Here is a 17,425-nt window from a genome sequence, read left to right as displayed (position 1 = left end):
GCCACGTCAAGGGCGACGGCTACCCTGGCGGGGCATTCGAGCATGGCCAAGGCCACAAAGCACAAATCTGAAGCTAGCCCGAAGAATGCCAAGAATTACGTCGCTTCGGTCGGCAAGGCCTTCGCCGTGCTCAAGAGTTTCAGCAGCGAGGCCTTCGAGCTGACCCTGAGTGAGATTGCCGCACGTGCCGATCTCGATCGCGGGACGGCATTTCGGCTGATCCAGACCCTGGTCGAGCTCGGCTATGTCCAGTCCGTTCCGCAAAGCCGCCGGTTCCGCCTCGGGGTTGCCTGTCTCGACCTCGGCTATAGCGTGCTGTCGCACGGCTCGTTGCGGCCGATCGTCGAGCCGCTGCTGCGCGACCTCGTGCCCGAAGTAGGCGATGCGGCCTCGCTCGGGATCCTCGATGGCGGCGACGTGGTCTATCTCGCACGCATCGGCGCGGGTCTCGACCGTCACAAGATGGATCGCCGTCCGGGCACGCGCATTCCCGCCTACAGCGCTGCGCTCGGGCATGTCATGCTGGCGCATCTTGCGCGGGACGAGCAGATCGAACGGCTGGAAGCGCGCCCTCGGGTGAAATTGTCCGAGCGAACGCTGACCGATCTTGATGCTTTGCTCGCCCGGCTCGATCAGGTGAAGAAGAAGGGCCACGCCGTCTCCGACGGCGAGAACGCCTACGGCTTGCGTACGCTGGCAACGCCGATCTTCGACGCCCAGGGTGTTGTGATCGGAGGGTTGAGCGTCACCATCGACGCGATGCGCATGGACATGCCGGCCTTTCGCGACCAGGCGCTGCCGCGACTGATGCAGGTGACGCGCCAGGTGCAGGATATTGCGATCAAGTCGGGATTATCGGGCTGAGGGCAGCGACTAGATCACGATGCGGTCGAAGTCGGCGGCGATCCGGGTGTTCGGAAAGATTCTTGCCGCTTCGGCCAGGATCTCTTTGTCGTCGTAACGTCCCGACATATGGGTCAGCACGAGCCGCCCGACATTGTTCGCGGCCGCAAACGCGGCTGCTTCTGCTGCGGTGAGATGGCCGTAGTCCCGCGCGGTCGACGCATCGCGATCGAGGAACGTCGCCTCGATCACCAGCAAGTCGGCGCCAGCGACGTATTGCGACAGCCCCTCGGTGGTCTCGGTGTCGCCGATCACCACAAGCCTCCTGCCGCCGCTCGGCGGCCCCAGCACCTCCTCCGGATTGATCGTTCGGCCGCCTTCGATCACGACCGGTCGTCCTTCGGCCAGTTCTCTGCGCAAGGGACCGTCGGGGACACCAAGGGTCGTGAGGCGACCGGACAACAGATGGCGGCGCGAGGTGCTTTGAAAGGAAAAGCCGAAACTGTCGGTGTCACGATGGCGGACCGGAAAGCAGTCGATGGTGAAGTCTCCGGCGTCGATGACCTGTCCTACGGTCAGCGCTGCGAACGCCACCGGGATCGGCGCCCTGCCCTCGCCCCACAGGCCTGCGAGCATGCGGGCGACGGTGTCGAGCGTACCCGGGCCGCCATGAATGGTCATCGCGTCGGAGTTCTGCCGCAAGCCCAGTGTCGAGAAGAGGCCGGGGATACCGAGCACGTGATCGAGATGAGCGTGCGTCAGCAGGATGCGGTCGAGCCGCCGAAATCCGGCGCCACTGCGCAGCAATTGGCGCTGCGTGCCCTCGCCGCAATCAACCAGGATGCGCTTGCCCGCGGCCTCCACGAGGAGAGCCGGATGGTTGCGCTCCGCTGAGGGAACGCTTGCCGAGGTCCCGAGAAATGTCAGGGCGAACATGATCGTCAGTGTCCAGCGAACGCCGCTTCCCCCGACGACACCTCAACGGTCCGCAGCGGTGGACGGCCTCACCGCCCCCAATGCCACGCGATGAGCAGCGCGTACAGGCCCATCGACGCCGCGTAGAGCGCGGCAAGCAGCGCGTATCCCGCGATCTGGCGTCCGAGCGCCGCCTTCGGCCTGATCCACCAGCCGAGCGCCCTGAAGGCGGCGGGCACCAAAAGCCAGCCGAGAAGCTGGGTGCTGACGAGATTGCCGACGAACAATGACAACCAGACCGGCATGCCGTGACTGTCGATCAAGGGCGCGCTGACAAAATAGCCCCAGAGGTAGACCACGGGATAGAGCACCAGGAGTACGATGAGGTTGCTCTTCCAGATCAGGCCGGGTCCTTGCTCCGACGCCTGGACCTTGCCGGCCGGGAACCAGAAATTGAAGCCGTAGCTCGCCCGCTTCACGTTCATGCCGGCGTTGAAGCGCGCGCCCTCCTTCAGCAGCGTCTGCCGCAACGGCGAGTCGAGCCACGCGTTGAGGTTGGCGTCACTGTCGAACGACAGGATGATGATCCATTCGTCGTGCAGGCCCGGAATTGGCCGCTCGATCTTGTGGCGCAGGAATCCCCTGAACTCGGCCTCCGCGGCCTGGATGCGCAGCTGCCATTTGAGGAAGGCATCCTCGAGTCCATCGGGGACCTTGAAGGAGATGACGGCGGAGACCACACTGTCGCGCGCGACGCCGGTGTCGGGCAGGATGTGGACGTCCTCCGAACCGACGAAGAAACGCTGCACCTCTGCAATCAGGCGGGCGCGCACATCGCTCTGAAGCCAGGCGCGTGCGGCGGCGGGGCTTGCGAAACGCAGGATCGTCACCCAGTCCACATGCGCCGGCGGCTGCGGCGGCACCACCTCCTGCCCCAGGAAGCCGGGCCATGCCTTGAGCACCTCGCCCACCTCGCCGTTCCACCGTGCGAACGCGGCAAAACCGTCGTCGGCGATGCGACGCTGGATGACGAGGGCGACCGGCTGCCCGGCTGTATCAGGAGATTCGCTCATCGCGGCCGTCCGCTTCAGCTCTTCTTGTAGAGACGCTTGCCCATCACCCAGGTCTCGTCGACGCAGCGGTCGTCGCCGACCATCATGACGGCGAACAGCATGCTCGCGGCCTCGTCCATCGTGCGCGGCCCATTGCCGTCGGCGATCAGCGACTGGTGCCACGCTTGCGCGGCTTGCCCGCCGTTCGGATCGAGCGCGACGAAATCGGCCTCCTTGCCGGGCTCGAAATTGCCGAGCTTGTCGTCGATGTAGAGCCCCTCGGCGCCGCCGAGCGTGATCGACCAGAAGCCGCGATAGGGCGAGAGCTTGTTGCGTTCGGCCTCGGCGAGATCCTTTCGCGTCGGGTCGATGCTGCCGTCGAGCAGCGTGTTGTTGCACATGCCGACCTTGTAGGCGTCGTCGAGCACGGAGATCATCGAGAAGCGGTTGCCGCCGCCCACGTCGGTGCCGAACGACATCTTCACGCGGTGCTCCGGATCGGTGGCGCGGCCGAGGCGAAACAGGCCGCTGCCGAGGAACAGGTTCGAGCACGGGCAGAACACCACCGCCGCGCCCTTCTTCGACATGCGGCGAAACTCGTTGTTCGAGAGATAGACGCCGTGGCCGCCGGAGAATTTCGGACCGACCAGGTCGAACTTCTCGTAGACGCCGAGATAGTCCCGGCAATCCGGATGCTCGACCAGCACGCCGCTGCATTCGGCCGGATTCTCGGAAATGTGGGTGTTGACCCAGCAGTCCGGATGCTCGTGCTTGAGGCGCTGGCACACCTTGAGCAGCTCCGGCGAGGCGCCGAAGGCGAAGCGCGGCGTGATGGCGTAGAGGTTCCGACCCTTGTTGTGGTACTGCGCGATCAGCCGCTTGCTGTCGCGATAGAAATTCTCGGGCGTATCGACATAGTCGGCCGGCGCGTTGCGATCGATGCCGGTGAGGCCGGCGATCACGCGCATGTTGCGGCGGGCTGCTTCGTCGAACAGCTCCTCGGTCGAAACCGGTGAGGAGCTGGTGAAGGCCTGGCACGTGGTGGTGCCGGAGGCGAGCAGCGTGTCGAGAAAGCGCTTCACGCCCTCGCGCGCGTAGTTGCGGTCTTTGTATTTCATCTCTTCCGGGTAGACCCACATCTGGAGCCACGGCAGCAGCTGCTCGCCATAGGCGCCGAGCACGCGCGTTTGCGGCAGATGGATGTGACCGTCGATGAAGCCCGGGACGATGATGCGGTCCTTGATGTGGCTGATCTGGACGCCGGGATGTGCGGCCGCGATCGTCTCGTAGGGACCGAACGCCTTAATGATTCCGTCGGTGACGACCATGAGACCGTCCTGGTGAAAGCGTGCGGCGGCCTGCTCGTTGCCGACGTGCTTCCAGGGATCGTCGACGAAGTCGAAGAACGTGCCGCGAATACCGACGGTGGTCATGAATTGGTTCCTTCCCTAGGTCTGTGTGGCTGTCGCGCCGAAGGCAGCGAGATCGCAAGCAGCGTGCCCGCAACGGCGCAGAGGCCGAGATAAAGCCATCCGATCGGCGCCTGCGTTGCTTCCGGCAGCACCGCCGCGATCGCCATGACGCCGCTCACCGCGAGATAGCAGAGCGCGCTGATCAAACCGCCGATCAGGCCGTGGTCGCGCTCGAACAGGCCGAGCGCCATGCCGTACATCATCGGGCACAACACGCCGCAGCCGCCGAGCACCAGCGCGCCGCCGATCGTGATCGAAGCGAAATCGAGACCGAGGGTCATGCCGGTCGCGGCCAGCACGGCAGCGCCCGCAACAAACAGCGCGAAGGCGCCAAAGCCCATCACACGGGCCGGCATCCAGTGCGCGAAATGCGCGCAGCCGAGCTCGCCGGCGAGATTGACGCCGCCAAGGCCGAGCGCGACGAGGCCGTAGATGGAAGCCGAATAGCCAAGGCCGGTCTGGTAGAAGAACGGCGCGACGACGCCGAACGCCAGTTGCGCGCTGGCCGCCGCGGCAAACACCAGCACGAAGGCCAGGAAGCCCGGACGGACCAGCGCCCCGCGCAGAATGCCGGCGGTACGGCGCGGATCGAACGGCGCGCGCCGCTCCACCGGCAACGTCTCGGGCAAGAGCAGCGCGACGATCGCGGCAACGATGGCCGCGGCGATGGCAATGACGACGAAGACGCCGCGCCAGGATGTCAGCTCGACGATGAATCCGCCCGCCGCCGGCGCAAGCACCGGCGCCAGCCCCCAGGCGGCCCCAAGCAGGCCGGAGATCGCCGCGAGCTCGCGGCCGCGAAAACAATCGGCGGCAATCGCATAAGCGACGACGAGACAGGTGCAGCCGCCGACGCCTTGCAGGAAGCGCAGCGCAAGCAGCAGCGAGGCGCTGGTCGCCAGCGCGCACGCGATGCTCATCGCGATGAGCACGGCGAACCCCGCAAGCAGAACGTGGCGGCGGCCGAGCGTATCGGAGGCGACGCCGACCGGCACCAGCGCCAAAGACATGCCGAGCATGTAGGCGGTGACGGTGTTCTGCATCGAGGCGGGATCGGCGGCGAGATCGACCACCATCTGCGGCAGGCCGGGCGTATAGGCATCGAGCGGGATCTGGCTGAACGGCACGACGCACAGCAGGATCGGCACGATCCCGCGCTTCGCGCAACCGGCGTCCGAAGCAAGTGCAGTCATGAAGCAACGCCCCCACAGTGCCCGCCCCGTCTTTTCGTGCACGCGTTGAGACGCGACGATGCAGGTTGCGGATCTTGACGCGCGGGAGCGTGCCAGAACTGTGTATAAAAACCCTTAGGGGTTCCCGTTCAATCCTGGCGGCTAATGCCCGGACCCTGTGGCGTGGTGACGCTCCGACAAAAAATGCGAAAACAACCCCATGCACAGTAGAGATCGGATCGAATCATTGACCTTTCCTTAACTTCTGTAAAAGCGAAATATTCACTTGCGCCGTCGGGCAAAACAGGCGCAGACTTGCATTATCCCCAATCGTGAGTTCGCCGCTGCACCGGACCATTAGCCGTACGGAAGGCATCGCGGTTTCGGATGATGCGGTCCCTCGACCGGCAAGCAGGTCTGGTGTCCGCGGCACCCACCTCCCCATGCCCTTGCAAAATCGCACGTTCGGCGCCCCGAGCAATCTGCAGCGGGGATGGCCTCGACACAGCGATGAGATACATTGGAGTTCATGATGAACGCAGACGCCGCCGACTTGAACTACGGCTCGATCAGCGCGCTGCTGAGCGCCCTGCACGCGCGCAAGGTGTCGGCATCGGAATTGCTCGAGCACACGATCGGACGCATCGAGGCGCTGGACGGGCGCATCAATGCCGTCATCGTTCGCGATTTCGATCGCGCAAGGGACGCCGCGCGCGCCGCCGATGCCGCGCTTGGCCGCGGCGAGCGGCTTCCACTGCTCGGCATCCCCATCACCTTGAAAGAGCCGTTCAACGTCGCCGGCCTGCCGACGACATGGGGCTTTCCGCATTTCAGCGACTTTCAACCGGCGGAAGATGCCCTCGTCGTCTCGCGGCTGAAGGCGGCGGGCGCCGTCATCATCGGCAAGACCAACATCCCGATCGGTCTGCGGGATTTCCAGAGCTACAACGAGATCTACGGGACGACGAGCAACCCGTGGGACCTCGGCCGGTCGCCGGGCGGTTCCTCGGGCGGATCGGCCGCGGCACTGGCCGCGGGCTTCGGTCCGCTCTCGATCGGCTCGGATATCGGCGGCTCGATCCGGGTGCCCGCGCATTTCTGTGGGGTGTTCGGACACAAGCCAAGCCTCGGCCTGGTCCCGCTGCGCGGATACAGCCTGCCGCCGGCTCCTCCCGTCCCGGGTCAAGGTGATCTCGCGGTCGTCGGGCCGATGGCGCGCACCGCCTCGGACCTCGCATTGTCGCTCGATGTGATTGCTGGCCCCGACGAGACGCGGGACGGGATCGGCTATCGCCTTGCGCTGCCCGCCCCGCGCCACAACGACCTCAAGGATTTCAGGATCCTGGTGATCGATACCCATCCGCTGATGCCGACGGGTGATGCCGTGCGTTCGGCCATTGGGCGGTTGGCGGAACGGCTCGAACGTTCAGGCGCGCGGGTCGCGCGCGCGAGCATTTCGCTGCCCGATCTCGTCGAATCCGCGCGGCTCTACATGAAACTGTTGAACGCCGCGCGAAGTCCGCGCCTGACACCGGCCGCCCTCGCAGAGGCGCAAGGAGTTGCCGCGGCGCTCTCGCCCGACGACCACAGCCTGCAGGCTGAGCGCGCCCGCGGCTGGGGCATGCTCCATCGCGAATGGCTGGCGACCGACGCGGCCCGCCTGCAGCTGCAGCAACGGTGGCAGCAGTTCTTCCGCGAGTTCGACGCAGCGATCTACCCGGCCGCGGCCGTGCCGGCCTTTCCGCAAGACCAGTCCGAGCCGTTCGACGCGCGACGGCTCGACATAGATGGAAAGCTCTACAACTACTCGGATGCGTGCTTCATCTGGGCCGATCCCGCCTCGACCTGCGGACTGCCGGCAACCGCCGTCCCGATCGAGCGCACGCCGTCGGGCCTGCCGATCGGCGTCCAGATCATCGGGCCTTATCTCGAGGATCGCACCACGATTGCGCTGGCCGGCCTGATCGAACGCGAATACGGCGGCTTTGTCCCGCCGCCGTCGCTGGCTGCAATGCAATCCGCAAGATAAATCAGGTTCTATCAGCCGACTGCGCTTCCACCGCCTGAACGGCGACGCTCGCCACCTGCCGCAGCGCCTCGCGATCGGAGCCCGAGGACGCCATCACGCCCATGCCGACGGAGACCGCCGAGACATAACGCGCGAGCGCGGCGGGATCCGAGGTCGGCTTGAGATCGCCTTCCGCCTTGGCGCGGATGAAGCGGTCGCGCAGCTGGTCTTCGTTCTCGGCGCGGCGGGCGGCGAGCTCGAAGGGGACGTTCTCGGAGCCGCTGCCGCAGGCGATGCCGCCCTGCACGAGCAGGCAACCGGGCGGATTGGCCGGATCGGTCTGCTTTTCGGCGATGCCCATCAGCATTCGTTCGGCGACATCGCGGGCGGTCGGAGCCGCCACCACCTCGTCCATCCAGACATTGCGCAGTTTGGTGTAACGGTCGAGCGCGGCCTTCAGCAGGCCTTCCTTGTTGCCGAAGCAGGCGTAGAGGCTGGGCGGATTGATGCCCATCGCCTCGGTGAGCTGGGCGATGGTGGCGCCCTCATAGCCATGGCGCCAAAACACTTCCATCGCCAGGTCCAACGCCGTCTCGGCGTCGAATTCGCGGGGGCGTCCCATGCCCATGTGCCTGTCTCCTCGGGATTCGCGTTCAGCCTGAGCCTTAACGCCAAATCCTATCTATTTGTTCTAGCTTTATTTTCTCTGCCGCTTCCAATTCTTGCGGTATGCCGCTACAATTTTCTTAGTGAATGGTACATAAGTATCTTGCACTGCGGCATCCAGCTCCACATCTGTAGTGAACACTACATATCTGGAGCGCGCAAATGCATCCCTCCCAAAATACCGTCCGCACCGGTCGTTTCCGCCGCCTTCTCGGCGGCGTCGCCATTGTGGGCGCCCTCGCCGCAGCCGGCACGATCGCGACCGGTCATTATTTCCGTGCAGCCCAGGCGACGGCAACGGCCGCCGCGGCCGAGCAAGCCGTCTCCGTCACCGTCGCGATGATCGAGCCGCGGCAGACCGTGCTGTGGGACGATTTCTCCGGCCGGCTGGAAGCCATCAACCGGGTCGACCTGCGACCGCGCGTGTCCGGTGCGATCATGTCCACCAACTTCACCGAAGGCGCGCTGGTGCAGGCAGGCGACGTTCTGTTCAAGATCGATCCGGCGCCTTACGCGGCCGAGGTCGACAAGGCCAACGCGCAGCTCGAGGCGGCGAAAGCGCGCGTCGTGTTCACCCAGAGCGAGCTGGAGCGCGGCGCACAGCTGGTCGGCAACGCCGTGGTCACGCGCCGCGACTACGACCAGCGCGACAACGCCAATCGCGAAGCCATCGCCAACGTGAAGGCCGCCGAGGCGACGCTCCAGACCGCAAAGCTCAACCTCGACTACACCGAGGTGCGCGCGCCGGTCGACGGCCGTGTCGGCAAGTTCGAGATCACCGTCGGCAATCTCGTCGCCGCCGGTACCGCCTCCCCGGTCCTGACCTCGCTGGTCTCGGTCAACCCGATCTACGCCTCGTTCGACGCGGATGAAGAGGTGGTGCTGCGGGCGCTGAACTCGATCGCGGATGCCTCCGGCCAGCGCGGCAAGCTCGACCAGATCCCGGTCGAGATGGCGACCTCCGGCGGTCTCTCCGCGAAGGGTCACATCCAGCTCATCGACAACCAGGTCAACGGCCAGAGCGGCACCATCCGTGTCCGCGCGGTGTTCCAGAACGAGGACGGGCGTCTCATCCCGGGCCAGTTCGCCCGCGTGCGCATGGGCCAGCCGAAGCAGCAGACGCTGGTCTTGATCGACGAGCGCGCGATCGGCACCGACCAGGACAAGAAGTTCGTGATGGCGGTCGGCGACGACAGCCGCGCGGTCTACCGGCCGATCACGCTCGGCGGCTCGGTCGACGGGCTGCGTATCGTGACGGCGGGGCTGAAGACCGGTGACCGCATCATCGTCAACGGCCTCCAGCGTGTGCGCCCGGGCGCCCTCCTCAAGACCGAGGTCGCCGCAATGGGCGCGCGCGGGCCGCAACAGGCTTCCAACCACAGCAACCAGGACGTGGTGCAGCGCTGACAAACTCCGTCATTCCGGGGCGCGCGTAGCGCGAACCCGGAATCTAGAAGTTTAAGAACTCCGAGCACATCACCTCGAGATTCCGGGTTCGCGGGCTTTGCCCGCGCCCCGGAATGACGGCGGAGCTGTGTGGAGACGACCAAGATATTGCCCAGGGGCAAAGCCATGAATCTCTCAAAATTCTTCATCGATCGTCCGATTTTCGCCGGTGTGCTGTCGGTCCTGATTTTCCTCGCCGGCCTGATCTCGCTGTTCGCGATGCCGATCTCGGAATATCCCGACGTCGTGCCGCCCTCGGTGCTGGTGCGCGCGACCTATCCCGGCGCCAATCCGAAGGTGATTGCGGAGACGGTGGCGACCCCCATCGAGGAGCAGATCAACGGCGTCGAAGGCATGCTCTACATGTCGAGCCAGGCGACCACCGACGGCGCGATGACGCTGACGGTGACGTTCCGCCTCGGTACCGACCCCGACAAGGCGACGCAACTGGTGCAGAACCGCGTGCAGCAGGCCGAGCCGCGCCTGCCGGCCGTGGTGCGCCAGCTCGGCATCATCACCAAGAAGTCGTCGCCCGACCTCACCATGGTCGTGCATCTGCTGTCGCCGAACGGCCGCTACGACATGACTTACTTGCGCAACTACGCCGTGCTCAACGTCAAGGACCGGCTGGCGCGGATCGACGGCGTCGGCGACGTCCAGCTCTATGGCGCCGGCGATTATTCGATGCGGGTCTGGGTCGATCCGCAGAAGGCCGCCGAGCACGGCCTGACCGCGAGCGACATCGTCAAGTCGATCCAGGCGCAGAACGTCGAGGCCGCCGCCGGCGTCGTCGGCTCCTCCCCGAACGTCAGGGGCATCGACCTGCAAATGTCGGTCAATGCGGAAGGGCGGCTCGCCAACGAAGAGCAGTTCGGCGATATCGTGGTCAAGACCGGCACGCGCGGCGAAGTGGTGCGACTGCGCGACGTCGCGCGGATTGAGCTCGGCGCGTCCGAATACGGCCTGCGCTCGCTGCTCGACAACAAGCAGGCCGTCGCAATCCCGATCTTCCAGGCGCCGGGCTCCAATGCGCTGGAGATTTCCGACCATGTCCGCGCCACCATGGCCGAAATCAAGAAAAACATGCCGGAAGGCGTGTCCTACCAGATTGTCTACGATCCCACCCAGTTCGTGCGCTCCTCGATCGAGGCGGTCATCCACACCCTGCTCGAGGCGATCGCGCTGGTGGTGCTGGTCGTGATCCTGTTCCTGCAGACCTGGCGCGCTTCCATCATTCCCCTGCTGGCGGTGCCGGTGTCGATCGTCGGCACGTTCGCAGTGATGCACCTGTTCGGCTTCTCCATCAATGCGCTCAGCCTGTTCGGCCTGGTGCTCGCGATCGGCATCGTCGTCGACGACGCCATCGTCGTGGTCGAGAACGTCGAGCGCAACATCGAGGGCGGGCTGTCGCCGCGCGATGCCACCTATCAGGCCATGCGCGAGGTCTCCGGTCCGATCATCGCCATTGCCATGGTGCTGATTGCCGTGTTCGTGCCGCTCGCCTTCATCTCCGGCCTCACCGGGCAGTTCTACAAGCAGTTCGCGCTGACGATCGCGATCTCGACCGTGATCTCAGCCGTCAACTCGCTGACGCTGTCGCCGGCGCTGTCCGCGCTGTTGCTCAAGGGCCACAACGAGCCGAAGGACAGGCTGACGATCATCATGGAGAAGGGCCTCGGCTGGTTCTTCCGCGGCTTCAACAAGGCCTTCACCCGTTCGTCGGAGAATTACAGCGGCGCCGTCACCAAGGTGATCTCGGGCAAAGCCGCGGTGATGGGTCTCTATGTGGTGCTGGTCGGCCTCACCGCCTTCCTGTTCCAGCAGGTGCCGAGCGGCTTCGTGCCGGGCCAGGACAAGCAATATCTGGTCGGCTTCTCACGGCTGCCCGATGGTGCAGCGCTCGATCGCACCGAAGAGGTGATCCGCAAGATGAGCGACATCGCGCTGACCCAGCCCGGTGTCGAGAGCTCGGTCGCTTTCCCGGGCCTGTCGATCGCCGGCTTCACCAACTCATCCAACGCCGGCATCGTGTTCTCGACGCTGAAACCGTTCGACGAGCGCAAGGGTCCGGCCCTGAGCGGGAATGCCATCGCGGCCGATCTCAACAAGAAATACGCCGGAATCCAGGAAGCCTTCATCGCGATGTTCCCGCCGCCGCCAGTCAACGGCCTCGGCACGATCGGCGGCTTCAAGCTGCAGATCGAGGACCGTGCCGGTCTCGGCTATGAGGCACTGAACGAGGCGACGAAGGCATTCATGGCGGCGATGCAGAAGGCGCCGGAGATCGCCGGTGTGTTCTCGAGCTTCCAGGTCAACGTGCCCCAACTGTTCGCCGACATCGATCGCACCAAGACGCTCCAGCTCGGCGTGCCCGTGACGGAGGTGTTCAACACGCTGCAGATCTATCTCGGCTCCTATTACGTCAACGACTTCAACAAATTCGGCCGCACCTACTCCGTCTATGTCCAGGCCGACGCACCATTCCGTGCGCGGGCCGACGACATCAGGCAATTGAAGGTGCGCTCGTCCTCCGGCGACATGGTGCCGCTGTCGGCGCTGCTGAAGATTCGCCAGAGCGCGGGACCGGAACGTGCGATCCGCTACAACGGCTTTCTGTCGTCCGACATCAACGCGGCGGCCGCGCCCGGCTTTTCGTCCGGCCAGGCGCAGGAGGCGGCGACGCGGATCGCAGCGGAGACGTTACCGCCGGGCTTTGCTTTCGAATGGACCGACCTGACCTATCAGGAGTTCATTGCCGGAAATTCCGGACTCTGGGTGTTCCCGCTGGCGATCCTGCTGGTGTTCCTGGTGCTGGCGGCGCTCTACGAGAGCCTGACCCTGCCGCTCTCGATCATCATGATCGTGCCGATGGGTCTGCTCGCCGCGATGTTCGGCGTCTGGATCTCCAAGGGGGACAACAACGTCTTCACCCAGATCGGATTGATCGTGCTGGTGGGACTCTCGGCCAAGAACGCGATCCTGATCGTCGAATTCGCGCGCGAACTCGAGTTCGCAGGCCGCACGCCGATCCGGGCCGCGATCGAGGCGAGCCGGCTGCGGCTCCGCCCGATCCTGATGACGTCGATGGCGTTCATCATGGGCGTGCTGCCGCTGGTGCTCTCGACCGGCGCGGGCTCTGAGATGCGGCGCGCCATGGGCGTCGCCGTGTTCTCCGGCATGATCGGCGTCACCGTGTTCGGCCTGTTCCTGACGCCGATTTTCTACGTGCTGCTGCGGACCGTCACCGGCATGAAGCCGCTGGTGCATCACGGCAGCGGCTCCAGCGTGGCTCCGGTCCAGGAGCTACATCACGAAGGCGCAGGCCACTAGATCAGGGAAATCCCCGAGACCAGCAGCAGCACGAGCACGGTCTTGCGAAAGACCGTCTCGTTGACCCGGTGAAACGCGATCACGCCGAGCGCAGAGCCGGCGAACAGCGCCGGCAGGCTGATGGCGAGATCGATGAACACCTTTGACGACAGATCCTGATGTCCCACCAGCAGCGCGATCGCGAAGACCTGCATCGCGGCGATGAAGGGCTGCACCAGACCGCGCTGCTCGCTCTTGGGCACGCCGCGCATGTCGCACCAGATGGTGGGAATCGCACCGGGCATCGCGGTCAGGCCGCCGACCAGCCCTCCCCCGAACCCGATCAAGGCGACCCAGTGCCGGCCGACAGCCTCGCCGGCCGTCACCAGCGTCGGCCGCAGCAGCATGTAAGCGGCGTACAGCGCGACGATGATGCCGAAGCCGCGCCGGAGCAGATGCGTATCCGTGCTCTGGAGCAGCGATACCGCGATGGGAACGCCGATCAATCCGCCTACGATCAGCAGCAGGCTGCCTTCCCAGCGGATATTGCGCCGAAGTGCCCAGAGGTTGGTGGCCTGCACGCCGATGCTGCACGCCATCATCAGCGGCACGGCTTCGAGCGGCTGAAACACCCGGAGCAGAATGGCGCCCGCCACCGCCGAGAAGGCAAAGCCCGACAGCCCGGAGACGAAGGCGCCCGCGAACACGGCGACGCTCAGCAGGATCAGAGTCGTGATATCAGGCACAAACCGTCCTCCGGTCAATCGTAGGGAATTTGCGAGACGCGGATTTCGGCGCTGTCGGTGCAAACGGCCGGTTCGCGTGGAAATGACGCCTGCATCGCGTGGGCGTGGGATCGCTCCAGCATCGCGAGGCCGACCAGTTGGAGGGTGACGAGCGCCGCGGTCAGCGCAATCGCCACGATGTTGACGTTACGCACGTTCGAACGTGGGGTGGCCGGTCGCGCGCTGGCGCGGATCAACTCCGTTGGCATTCTCAAAAATATCCTCTTCGCGCCGAGACGGGACTCATTTCGTTCAAACACGATTTTTCGTCCGGCTGCCCCAGCAGATGGCGATAGCGTCGCAGCACGCGCCGCGCGTCGATTTCCCGCTGCTCGCGGAAGGCCGCGCCGATTGCCGTGACGATATCGCTGAACCTGGCTGCCAGACCGGGTGACGCCGTTGGCATGACAATCTCCTCTCAACCTGTACGAGAGATTGGCGGGATTCACTTCCGCTTGCAGTGGGTTGCTTCACACAGATGTCTGAAACGTCGAACAACCGATCGTGTGACGTCTAGTAGAAGAGAACGCGGAAAATCGCGTCATTCGATCGAACGACGCGCGATAACTTTCTAATGATGCTTCTGTTTGAACCTATCGCGAGCTGCAGCGACTCGCCTGCGCTTGCCGTGCGCGTCAGTGCACGAGCGGATTGGAGAATCCGGCCGCGAGCTTGACGAGATCGGCCTGACGGGAGACGCCGGTCTTGGCGAAAACGCGATGCAGATGCGTCTTCACCGTCGTCTCCGCGATGCCGAGCGCAACCGCCGTCTCCGGAACGCCGCCGACCTCGACGATCGACTGCAACACCCTGAGCTCGGCAGGCGTCAGATCGAAGGTGCGGTCAATCAGGCCGGCGCATGAGCGTCCGTCGAGTTCCGCCTTCCACAGAAACAGGGCGCCGACGGCCGAGCTGCGCTCCGCCGCGCCTTCACGCTGCAGCGACGGCAGCGCGATGACGTGAGCGACGTAGTAGGAACCGTCATGCGACATCAGCGGAATTTTCCGCCCCGAAGCCGCCGCCAGGGCAACCTCGCCTGCATCGCGGAAGATGTCGCGCAGAGCCGAACTTGCAGCGGAGGACCGTGCCACGAGCCGGCCCGCGACGGACCGCAGCACATCATCGGCGGCCAGGATCGTGTCTGCCGCCGGGTTGCTGTGGACGATATGGCAGGCGGGATCGAGCAGGATGACGCCGGCATTGAGCCGGTCCACCACGTCGGCGAGCGCGATCGCACGCTGCTGCTTCCGCTCGATCGCCCGGTTGATCAGCAGCGCCCGGCTCGCATGCGAAACCAGGAACTGCATCCGCGCCCGCTGCCCGGCGTCGAGCATGTCCCGGCCGGGGATCACGGTCATCAGCATTGGACACGGCGACTTCGACTGCTCCAGCACCACGTTGGCGACATCGACGCAGCCCTGCGGACGCAGCCATTCCTGGTAGAAGCGTCCGCGGCGGTACTCGTCGAAATTCACGAGGTCGGGGATGTTTCGGACCTCGCCGTAACGCGGCAGCCTGGCGAGCGGATCGTAGCGGGAGTAGGTCTCGGCATAGAGCTGAATGTAGTGCGGATCGACGCCGCAGTAATAATGCGTCGCGCCGGACTTGCTGACCGGGTCCTTTGAAATCAGGCCGCAGGCCTGGCTGCCGATGAACGCATTGAGCTTGACGACGACATCGCTCCACAACTCCGGGTGGAGACCGGCGTCATAGATCGTCTCGATCAACTCGGACTGTTTTGGAGGACGGGGCATCGGAACAGCTAATGGTGACACATGGAGATAGCGAAATGTTCTTCATGCCCGGCGGCCTAGGTGAGTCACTCGCGAGAGCAAAAGGTTCAACTCCGGCAACGGTCCATCGATCAGTGAACGAGCGGATTGGAGAATCCCGCTGCAAGCTTGACGAGGTCGGCCTGGCGGGAAACGCCGGTCTTGGCGAACACCCGGTGCAGATGCGTCTTCGCCGTCGTTTCTGCGATGCCGAGCGCAATCGCCGTCTCCGGGACGCCACCGACCTCGACGATCGACAGGAACACGCGCAGTTCGGCCGGCGTCAGATCGAAGGTCCGCGCGATCAGATCGCCATAGGACTGGCCGCCGAGAGAGACCTTCCGCAGGAGCAGCGCACCGACGGCATCGACCACGCGCTCGCTGCCGTTCCGCAGCACGGACGACAGCGGCAGGATATGCGCGACGTAGCGCTCGCCACTGGGTGAAAGCAGCGGAAACGCATGTCCCCTTGCGGCAAGCAGGGCCATTTCATTGCGGGCCGCGAAGACCTCCCGCAGCGTCTGGTTGGCCTCGGGGCTGCCGGTCACGAGTTGCCCGGCGACGGACCGAACCACCTCGTCGGCCGCAAGCAAGGCATGGCCTGCGGAATTCGCGTGCACCACCCGGCAGAGGGCATCGAGCAGGAAGATACCGGATGCCAGATTGTCCAGGACGTCCGCCAGCGCCGTCGCCAGCGTCAGTTGGGACGTGATGGCGCGGTTGATCAGCAGCGCGCGGCTGGCATGCGGCACGACCAGCGAGAGGCGGTGCTTCATCGCCGGATCCACCATCCGGCGGCCCGACAGCACCGTCATCATCACGGGGCAGCTCGCATTCGACTTGTCGAGCACGACATTGGCCGCATCGCTGCAGCCCTGCGGCTGCATCCATTCCTGGTAAAAGCGCCCTCTCCGATATTCCTCGAAATTGACCAGATCCGGAATGCTGACGATCTCGCCATGCGGCGGCAGCACCGTCAGCGGATCGAACTTCGAATGGGTCTCGGAATAGAGCTGGATGTAGTGCGGGTCCGCGCCGCAATAGTAATGGGTGACGCCGAATTTGCTGATCGAATCCTTGGAAAACAGCCCGCAGGCCTGACCGCCGACGAAGTCGCGGATGCCGGTGACGACGTTATTCCACAGCGACGGCTCGAGTCCGGCGTCATAGATGGACTCGACGAGTTCGGGCAGCTTCCGAGCTTCGTGCATGGTTTGAAATGGCCTGAGTGATCAATATCACCAAGCATACCACAACCACAGCATGCGACATCCTCCGATCGGAGGACACGCCGGCCGGGCGGATGGAGCCCGGCCGGCGGGCGTCGCGCGAGAGCCGCCAGGGCTGGATGCCGGCTCAGAACGCGACGCGAACGCCCCCCTCGCCGTGCCGGTGCGGAATCCGCAGCAGGCGCCGGCTGACGGTCGCAACGAGCCTTCGTTTCATTTTCATTCCCCAGTCGAGGCCCACTCGCGCGCGGGCGTGCTTCAGCCGGCCTTCTCCGATCGGAGAGGGCCGATGCAGCGAAATCGGAATCGCCGATCTCCACGGTAGAAACGTCTGCCGCGCTCGACTTGGACGGAGGCGGCCGGACTTCGTCCCGGAACGAACCAGTGCCGTTTTGCCGGTCACTGGTGCACAGTTGCGACACTGTCGCCGGGACGCTCACGCCTCGTCCCAGCCGACCTTTTCCGCATTCTCCGACCAGACCGCGGCGCGATAGATCTCGCGCCCGCCGGCGTCTCTCACGCGGATGCAGGCATCGCGGTCGCGCAAATCGTCACGCCAGACGAACAGATGTCTGGCCATCTCGTCGGCCACCACGAATGTCGCGTTGGCCTGCTCGAAGACCATGCCGCCGGGGTCGATCTTCACGACATTGCCGACCATGAGGTCGAAGAAAAAACGGCGCATTCAACACTCCGGCTGCCGACGCCGCACGCAAGGCGGTGGTCATGACTTCGCGATCAGGGATCGGCCAGATC

Annotated in this window: 15 protein-coding genes; 4 read left to right on the top strand and 11 right to left on the bottom strand. The window is 64.9% G+C overall.

Features of this window, described 5'->3' with window-relative positions:
• The first annotated feature begins 42 nt into the window (after window positions 1-42).
• Window positions 43-864: an IclR family transcriptional regulator gene (locus JQ572_RS13100; RefSeq protein ID WP_211383409.1), complete on the top strand. Its 822-nt coding sequence runs from the start codon at window positions 43-45 to the stop codon at window positions 862-864.
• Between the two features lie 9 nt (window positions 865-873).
• On the opposite strand, the gene rnz is transcribed toward JQ572_RS13100, so the two are convergent.
• From rnz to JQ572_RS13080, 4 genes are all read right to left on the bottom strand, one after another.
• Window positions 874-1,779: a ribonuclease Z gene (gene rnz / locus JQ572_RS13095; protein WP_211383408.1), complete on the bottom strand. Its 906-nt coding sequence runs from the start codon at window positions 1,777-1,779 to the stop codon at window positions 874-876.
• 68 nt (window positions 1,780-1,847) lie between these two features.
• Window positions 1,848-2,831, bottom strand: a complete 984-nt coding sequence (locus tag JQ572_RS13090) for an antibiotic biosynthesis monooxygenase (RefSeq protein WP_211383407.1) — start codon at window positions 2,829-2,831, stop codon at window positions 1,848-1,850.
• A gap of 14 nt (window positions 2,832-2,845) precedes the next feature.
• The gene (gene guaD, locus JQ572_RS13085; protein WP_211383406.1) at window positions 2,846-4,243 is read right to left on the bottom strand and encodes a guanine deaminase; all 1,398 of its coding nucleotides are present in this window, start codon (window positions 4,241-4,243) and stop codon (window positions 2,846-2,848) included.
• The gene (locus tag JQ572_RS13080) at window positions 4,240-5,475 is read right to left on the bottom strand and encodes a multidrug effflux MFS transporter (RefSeq protein WP_211383405.1); all 1,236 of its coding nucleotides are present in this window, start codon (window positions 5,473-5,475) and stop codon (window positions 4,240-4,242) included. Before JQ572_RS13080 ends, guaD begins: the two co-directional genes overlap by 4 nt.
• 511 nt (window positions 5,476-5,986) lie before the next feature.
• Between JQ572_RS13080 and JQ572_RS13075 the strand changes: the two genes are divergently transcribed.
• Window positions 5,987-7,483, top strand: a complete 1,497-nt coding sequence (locus JQ572_RS13075; protein ID WP_211383404.1) for an amidase — start codon at window positions 5,987-5,989, stop codon at window positions 7,481-7,483.
• A 1-nt stretch (window position 7,484) separates the two neighbouring features.
• Here the strand turns inward: JQ572_RS13075 and JQ572_RS13070 are convergent, their stop codons facing one another.
• Window positions 7,485-8,090 carry a TetR/AcrR family transcriptional regulator gene (locus JQ572_RS13070; protein WP_211383403.1) on the bottom strand — a complete coding sequence of 202 codons (606 nt, stop codon included), beginning with the start codon at window positions 8,088-8,090 and terminating at the stop codon, window positions 7,485-7,487.
• 200 nt (window positions 8,091-8,290) lie between these two features.
• On the opposite strand from JQ572_RS13070, the gene JQ572_RS13065 reads away from it, so the two are divergent.
• A complete protein-coding gene (locus JQ572_RS13065) occupies window positions 8,291-9,535 on the top strand; it encodes an efflux RND transporter periplasmic adaptor subunit (RefSeq protein WP_211383402.1) in 1,245 nt (414 codons plus the stop codon).
• 165 nt (window positions 9,536-9,700) lie between these two features.
• Complete coding sequence (locus JQ572_RS13060) at window positions 9,701-12,904, top strand: efflux RND transporter permease subunit (RefSeq protein WP_211383401.1); 3,204 nt, start codon at window positions 9,701-9,703, stop codon at window positions 12,902-12,904.
• Here JQ572_RS13060 and JQ572_RS13055 read toward each other — a convergent pair.
• From JQ572_RS13055 to JQ572_RS13030, 6 genes are all read right to left on the bottom strand, one after another.
• Window positions 12,901-13,629, bottom strand: a complete 729-nt coding sequence (locus tag JQ572_RS13055) for a sulfite exporter TauE/SafE family protein (protein WP_211383400.1) — start codon at window positions 13,627-13,629, stop codon at window positions 12,901-12,903. The genes JQ572_RS13060 and JQ572_RS13055 overlap by 4 nt on opposite strands.
• A gap of 14 nt (window positions 13,630-13,643) precedes the next feature.
• Window positions 13,644-13,877, bottom strand: a complete 234-nt coding sequence (locus JQ572_RS13050) for a hypothetical protein (protein WP_211383399.1) — start codon at window positions 13,875-13,877, stop codon at window positions 13,644-13,646.
• Window positions 13,878-13,879: 2 nt separating this feature from the next.
• Window positions 13,880-14,074, bottom strand: a complete 195-nt coding sequence (locus JQ572_RS13045; protein WP_249128967.1) for a hypothetical protein — start codon at window positions 14,072-14,074, stop codon at window positions 13,880-13,882.
• Window positions 14,075-14,303: 229 nt separating this feature from the next.
• Window positions 14,304-15,422 carry a helix-turn-helix transcriptional regulator gene (locus JQ572_RS13040; protein ID WP_211383398.1) on the bottom strand — a complete coding sequence of 373 codons (1,119 nt, stop codon included), beginning with the start codon at window positions 15,420-15,422 and terminating at the stop codon, window positions 14,304-14,306.
• 110 nt (window positions 15,423-15,532) lie between these two features.
• A complete protein-coding gene (locus tag JQ572_RS13035; protein WP_211383397.1) occupies window positions 15,533-16,651 on the bottom strand; it encodes a helix-turn-helix transcriptional regulator in 1,119 nt (372 codons plus the stop codon).
• A gap of 454 nt (window positions 16,652-17,105) precedes the next feature.
• On the bottom strand, window positions 17,106-17,354 hold the full coding sequence (locus tag JQ572_RS13030) for a DUF6894 family protein (RefSeq protein WP_211383396.1): 249 nt from the start codon (window positions 17,352-17,354) through the stop codon (window positions 17,106-17,108).
• Between the last annotated feature and the right edge of the window lie 71 nt (window positions 17,355-17,425).

The organism is Bradyrhizobium sp. SZCCT0153 (assembly GCF_018129995.1).
GTDB classification, from domain to species: Bacteria; Pseudomonadota; Alphaproteobacteria; order Rhizobiales; family Xanthobacteraceae; genus Bradyrhizobium; species Bradyrhizobium japonicum_G.
Note: the sequence above shows the minus strand (reverse complement) of the source record. Positions and strands in the feature narration are given on the sequence as shown.